Source organism: Rhizobium sp. BR 362 (assembly GCF_036528765.1).
Lineage (GTDB): Bacteria > Pseudomonadota > Alphaproteobacteria > Rhizobiales > Rhizobiaceae > Rhizobium.
The window spans coordinates 21,246-27,832 of record NZ_JARWGH010000053.1 but is presented as its reverse complement, the minus strand read 5'-3'; the positions used below and the strand labels follow the sequence as shown (position 1 = coordinate 27,832).

At 54.7% G+C, this 6,587-nt stretch carries 5 protein-coding genes; 3 read left to right on the top strand and 2 right to left on the bottom strand.

The window, feature by feature from the left end; genetic code table 11:
* Positions 1-143: 143 nt before the first annotated feature.
* Positions 144-2,051 carry an adenylyl-sulfate kinase gene (gene cysC, locus QDY28_RS29285; RefSeq protein WP_331384718.1) on the bottom strand — a complete coding sequence of 636 codons (1,908 nt, stop codon included), beginning with the start codon at positions 2,049-2,051 and terminating at the stop codon, positions 144-146.
* Positions 2,051-2,944: a sulfate adenylyltransferase subunit CysD gene (gene cysD, locus QDY28_RS29280; RefSeq protein ID WP_331384717.1), complete on the bottom strand. Its 894-nt coding sequence runs from the start codon at positions 2,942-2,944 to the stop codon at positions 2,051-2,053. The genes cysC and cysD overlap by 1 nt, the downstream gene beginning before the upstream one ends.
* A 476-nt stretch (positions 2,945-3,420) precedes the next feature.
* Between cysD and QDY28_RS29275 the strand changes: the two genes are divergently transcribed.
* From QDY28_RS29275 to QDY28_RS29265, 3 genes are all read left to right on the top strand, one after another.
* A complete protein-coding gene (locus QDY28_RS29275; protein WP_442967616.1) occupies positions 3,421-3,717 on the top strand; it encodes a hypothetical protein in 297 nt (98 codons plus the stop codon).
* Positions 3,707-4,294 (top strand): type II toxin-antitoxin system VapC family toxin, encoded by a 588-nt coding sequence (locus tag QDY28_RS29270; RefSeq protein WP_331384716.1) that lies wholly within the window; start codon positions 3,707-3,709, stop codon positions 4,292-4,294. The genes QDY28_RS29275 and QDY28_RS29270 overlap by 11 nt, the downstream gene beginning before the upstream one ends.
* Positions 4,295-4,595: 301 nt before the next feature.
* Positions 4,596-6,527, top strand: coding sequence for a methyl-accepting chemotaxis protein (locus tag QDY28_RS29265; RefSeq protein WP_331384715.1), 1,932 nt, complete (start codon positions 4,596-4,598; stop codon positions 6,525-6,527).
* Positions 6,528-6,587 lie beyond the last annotated feature (60 nt).

The following is a 6,587-nucleotide window of genomic DNA, read 5'->3' as shown; positions in this document are numbered from 1 at the left end:
ACTTCAAGCATGGCATCAGCGCGATCTCCAACCATTCCGTTCCGCTCCTATCGATGAAGGAGCTTATCTCACGGCCCCAATCACAAAAGAAAAGGTGGGCTGTTCGTCGCGCTCACGAAGCAACGGCAAACGGTTTGCATGGGCTAGTCAGAGGTAAGGCTGTCGATCAAGCCTCTAATGCTCTCGGTAAGAGGTCGAGATATGCCTTCGATGGTGAAATCCGGGGACGTCGGCGCCTCATATGGACTGCTGATCCCCGTCATATTCGGCAATTTCCCGTCGCGCGCCTTGCGGTAAAGCCCTTTCGGATCGCGCTGTTCACAAATATCGAGCGGCGTATCGACAAAAACTTCCAGAAAATTCTCGGATCCAATCAGTTCACGCGCCATCTCTCTTTCCCGGCGGAAAGGTGAAATGAAAGCCGTGAGCACGATCAGGCCTGCATCCATCATCAGCTTGGCCACTTCGGCGATTCGTCTGATGTTCTCCACGCGATCCGCATCGGTAAAGCCCAGGTCCTTGTTGAGACCCTGCCTCACGTTGTCGCCGTCCAGGATATATGTGCGTTTGCCTTGCCTGTGCAGTTCGATTTCGAGGGCATTGGCGAGTGTCGACTTGCCGGAGCCGGACAAACCCGTAAACCAAATCACCTTGCCTCGATGCCCGTTCAGACGTTCGCGATCTTGGCGCGCAATCGACAACATCTGACGATGCACATTCTGGGCGCGTCGGAGATTGTGGCGAATCATGCCGGCGGCCACGGTGGCGTTCGTAAACCGGTCGACGAGAATGAAAGCGCCAAGGGTCTTCGATGTGGAATAGCTGTCGAAAACAAGGGGGCGGCTTATGGAGACGTTGCAGACCGCAATGTCATTGAGCGCCAGGGTTCGGCCGGCTGTATGGGCTAAGGTGTCGACGTCGATGTGATATTTAATGCTGGTGATCGATGCTGAGGCCCATTGGGTTGCGAGCTTGATGTCGTAGTTGCGGCCAATCAGTCCCGCGTCTGCATCCATCCAGATCACGGTCGCCTCAATGTGATCAGACATCTCCAAGGGGTTTTGTGCATATGAAAGAATATCGCCGCGGGAAATGTCGACGTCTCGATCAAGTCGGAATGTGACCGCCGTCCCTTCATCCGCTTGCTCAGCGGTGCCGCCCACTGTCATGATCTCCACGATCCGCGCAACTTGCCCCGAAGCTGTCACGCGAACTTCGTCGCCGACTTTCAACGCGCCTTCGGCGATCGTAGCCGAGACACCGCGGAAATCCGCATTTGGTCTATTGATCCACTGTACCGGAATGACAAGCCGGTCAGATGGCATCCGCGTAATCTTGACGGTCTCCAAGAGGTCCATCAAGGTCGGCCCGAAATACCATGGAGTTTGTGAGGTGCGCCCGACGATGTTGTCGCCATGAAGCGCGCTGATCGGGATCGGTGTAAGGCTTTCAAATCCGAACGTCGCCGTGAACGTCGAGATTTCCTGGCATATCTGATCGAATATTTGCTGGTCGTAGGCGACCGAATCCATCTTGTTTATTGCGGCAACGACGTGGCGAACGCCCAGCAGCGAGGCCAAATACGCATGCCGCCGCGTCTGTGTCAGGACACCTTTGCGCGCGTCGACGAGCAGGACTGCGACATCCGCGGTAGAAGCCGCAGTCGCCATATTGCGCGTATATTGCTCATGGCCCGGGCAATCGGCGAGGATGAACTTTCGCTTTGGCGTGGAAAAATAGCGGTAGGCTACGTCAATGGTGATGCCTTGTTCGCGCTCCGCCGACAGGCCGTCGACTAGCAGCGCGAAGTCGATCTCATTGCCCTGAGTGCCATAGCGCTTCGATTCGATTTTCAATGCCGCTATTTGGTCGTCCAGCAAATGCTGCGATTCCCAAAGAAGGCGGCCGATGAGGGTACTTTTGCCATCGTCTACGCTGCCACAGGTAATAATACGCAAAAGATCGCGGGAGCGTTCCTGACGCTGAAAGCGGGCAAATACCTCTTCTGGTGGCACGATATCGTGGTTGTCGTTTTGCCCCAGGCTGCGCATCAGAAATACCCCTCCAGCTTCTTTTTTTCCATGCTTGCCGACGAACTGGTGTCGATCAACCGGCCTTGCCGCTCGGAGACATGGGCTTGGAGGAGTTCGGCGATTATTCCTTCGACAGTGTCGGCCTCGGATTCAATAGCGGCCGTCAGCGGATAACAGCCCAATGTGCGGAAGCGGACCTTGCGGCTAACGATCTCCTCGCCAGCCAATAGCCTCATGCGCTCGTCGTCAACGGCAAGGATCATACCGTCACGTACAACGACCGGACGCTCCTTGGCGAAATACAACGGCACAATAGGAATGCTTTCCCGGAAGATATATTGCCATACGTCCAACTCGGTCCAATTGGAGAGCGGAAAGACGCGTATGCTTTCGCCAGGGGCTTTCCGGGTATTGTAGAGGTTCCAAAGTTCTGGTCGCTGATTTTTGGGATCCCAATTGTGATTTTGCGTGCGAAAAGAAAATACCCGCTCCTTGGCCCGCGACTTCTCTTCATCGCGCCGGGCTCCGCCCAAAATCATGTCGAATCCAAAGTGATCGAGTGCCTGCTTCAATCCCTCGGTTTTAGTGATGCTCGTATGAAGCGCGGCGCCGTGGTCAAAGGGGTTTATGTCTTTTTCAATCGCCTCAGGATTGACGTGAACCAGCAAATCCATTCCGGTTTGATGCGGAATGCGATCCCGAAACTGGTACATTTCCTGGAATTTCCATCGTGTATCGACATGCAATAACGGCAATGGCGGCCTAGCTGGAAAGAACGCTTTCCTGATAAGATGAAGCAGAACTGAGCTATCCTTGCCAATTGAGTAGAGAAGGACTGGTCTGTCGGACTCCGCAACCGCCTCGCGAATGATCGTTATGCTTTCCGCTTCAAGTCGATTTATATGCATCATTGCCAATATGAAATTGTGTGAATAACAGCGACGGCAGAGCTGTAGCTCCGTGTTTTGCCAAAAGTATTAGCTAAAAGTTCTTCTTAACATAGAACCACATTGCGCCAGACCTCGGCGAACTCTGCGACAATCTTGGTTTGAGTCTCGGGCAGGCGCCTCATCAGTTACGTGTTTGCTTTACTCAAGCGTCACAACTGCCCCAGCTCCCAAATTCAACGGTTTGTCGCCTGGCGCTATCTGCGATGCAGCCGCTTGAACACTCGTGAATTCACCTGCGCTGCGGTATCAGGCGAATCTCTAATGCGTCCTTTAGAAAATACTCGATATTGATAGTCTTAAGAATGAGGACAAAGCGTTTTTTGGTGTGCATCCACTGCAAACGGCGGCTTTGACAATGCGATTTCCGAAAATTTCATTGAAAGCGCTTGAACCGCTGTTGAACAATCTCTATGTTATGTTCAACGAAGGGGATTGTAATGGTCGTTCGTACTGCGATGGAGTCCAAAGAAGCGGAAGAGATAGCTCTGAAGCGAAACAAGCTGGTTCTCGACCAGGCAAGGGCCAGTGGGTTGCTCGGGAATGCCAAGAACACTCGGCTATCCGGTCGAGTATCATCTGAACTGGTCGAGGCAGCCAAACAACGGGCGCATGTAAGTTCCGACACCGAACTACTCGAACTAGCACTGTCACGGCTTGCGCTCGAGGACGATTTCGGGGCAAAGCTCGTGCGTCGCAAAGGCTCTGTCCCGATGGATATTGATCTTGGCATTTGACCTGCGAGCTGCGCTTCGCTCGATAAAGCCAGAGAAACGTGCAGGCGGCCTCCGTCGAAGGGACGACCATCTCCTCACGTGGGCGGAAAATGAGCCGTCCGTCGGTGGACCAGTGCTGCTGGACACGAGCGTCTATCTCGATGTGCTCCAAGGCAAGTCGACTGAGGCGGTCGATCGCTTGCTGACCTATCGGCTATGTTACCATTCAGCGGTTTGTCTTTCAGAGCTTACCCATGTTTTCGGCCGCCTGGACGCAGCCCATCCTGCTACAAAGTCGGTTCTGAAGACCGTCAGTGAGACAATCAGCGATATCCCTTCTCATAGGTTGGATGCTCCAGATATCCAAATCTGGGGCTCTGCAGGTATTCTTGCAGGACTTTTGGCTCGCCTTTCCAATATGCCGCGAAATGCCGGGCACGAGCGTCGATTTTTGAACGATGCTCTCGTTCTGCTTCAGGCACAAGATTTAGGTATATCGGTTCTTACCGGGAACATAAGAGACTTTGATTACCTCACGCAGATATTGCCGCGTGCAAAAGTTATCTGCTACCGAACAGCCTTATCTGCCGAAACTTGACTAGGTGCCAGTGATCGCGAGCCGCGTTCGTTTGAGCAACGCGACTAGCAGAGCATCAGGCTTTACGAGGCTACCACGAAATATGGTCTTTCCGCCCCGTCCGGCGCGGATAAAAACTCAGTTGCGGCAGAGAGGAAAACGTCCGGCGGCAATACAAGTTCCATGATTACAATTTTAAGTCGAAATTTACCAATTAACCGATTTGTCAGCATGTTTTGCTTAAATTTAAATACAGCGCATTTGCGCCGAGCATGATGCTCCTGGTCTGTGATGTCCGATCCCTGGCAACTACGGCGAGCCCATGTCGTTTCTTAAAAACACCAAGATCCGCACGAAGATTCTTTCTGTGATCATCCCGATCTGCGTCGTTGGGATTGCCGGTATCATCGCGATGTCGCAGAGTTACAAGGCGGCGAATGATGCCTATTCCAACCTTCTTGCACACGACGACACAGCTACAATCCAGATGGCGCGCGCCAGCCAGCGAGTAGCCGCGATCAGCTTTAACGCATACCAAATCCTTGCCTATGACGCCAAGGATGCGGAGATGTCCGGCTTTGTCAAAAACTACGGCGATAACAAGAAAGCCTTGTTCGACTGGTTCGACTCCATAAAGGATCTGGTCCCGGAACAGGCGGCATCGGTTGATGTCCTCGCGGATAAAGCCAGAGCGATCACGGCGATCATCGATAAAGCCGTCGAAGCCGGGTCGAAGGACGACGAAAGTGCCAAAGAATTGCTGAAACAAGCAGATCCATTGATTGAGGACGAGATCTTAAGCGTCCGACACTGGATCGAGAACTCCAATAAGAGCGTCAGGACACAAAGCGATTCTTTGACCAGCCAGACAAATCATACGATTCTCTACACGTTGACGACGCTCGGCATCGTCTTCGTCGCTGCAATCTTTGCCGGCCTCCTTATCGCTGCCAAGGGCATTACCACGCCAATCGAGAAACTGCGGGAGCGCATGGTGTCTCTCGCGGGTGGAGAAACCGAAACACCGATTTCAGGACTGGGACGCAAGGACGAAGTAGGCCAAATGGCCGCGGCAGTTGCCGTCTTTCGCGACAATGCAATCGAGCGTATGCGCTTGGAGCACGAGGCCAACGCCAATCGCAGCCTTTCTGATCGGGAGCGCATGGAACGCGATGCACAGAAGGCGAGGGAAGCAGATGAAACCGGATCTGCGGTCAAGGCGCTCGCGGATGGCCTTGACGCGCTGTCAAACGGCAATCTTCGTTACCGCATCGAGAAGCCGTTCGTTGGCCATCTCGACCAGTTGCGCAGCAATTTCAACGGTTCGATGACGAAGATGGAGCAGGCACTGCGGGCGGTGGGCGAGAATGCCCGCGGCATCGATGCCGGTGCCAGCGAGATCCGTTCGGCCGCGGAGGATCTATCGAAGCGCACGGAGCAGCAGGCAGCCTCAGTCGAGGAAACCGCCGCAGCACTCGAACAGATCACGACGACCGTGAAGGACTCCACCCGACGAGCCGAGGAAGCCGGTCATCTGGTGGCGCAGGCCCGCATCGGTGCCGAAAAGTCCGGCGTCGTCATGCGCGAGGCGGTCGCCGCCATGGAAGGGATCGAGAAGTCCTCTAGCGAGATCAGCAACATTATCGGCGTTATCGACGAGATCGCCTTCCAAACGAACCTGCTGGCGCTCAATGCCGGTGTTGAGGCAGCGCGTGCCGGCGAAGCGGGCAAGGGCTTTGCAGTCGTTGCACAGGAGGTCCGTGAACTGGCGCAGCGCTCGGCGCAAGCGGCCAAGGAGATCAAGGCACTAATCTCGACGTCCAGCAGCCAAGTGCGCAACGGCGTCGAACTCGTGGCACGCACTGGTCAGTCCTTGACCCAGATCGTCCAGGAAGTCGAAGAAATCGATGCCAATGTGAAGGCGATCGTCGAGGCTGCACGCGAACAATCAACGGGGCTTGCCGAGATCAACACGGCAGTGAACGCGATCGACCAGGGGACGCAGCAGAATGCGGCAATGGTGGAGCAATCGACGGCAGCAAGCCACAGCCTTGCCAAGGAAGTGGCATCGCTGAACAGCCTGCTCAGCCAGTTCGTTGTCGAGGAAAGCTATAAGCAACAGCGCGTCGCGGTGGCAAGCGAACGTCATCAGCCGGCGGCGTCACCCGCCCGCTCACTGAGAGCCAAGATCGTTGGTGCTTTTGAGGGAGGCGCCGCGACTGCGGCATCAAAGGCTAGCTGGGAAGAGTTTTGAGGACCGCGAATGTCGAGTAGGAGAACGGCATGCTCGTCCTAACGATTCCGACCACTCGGC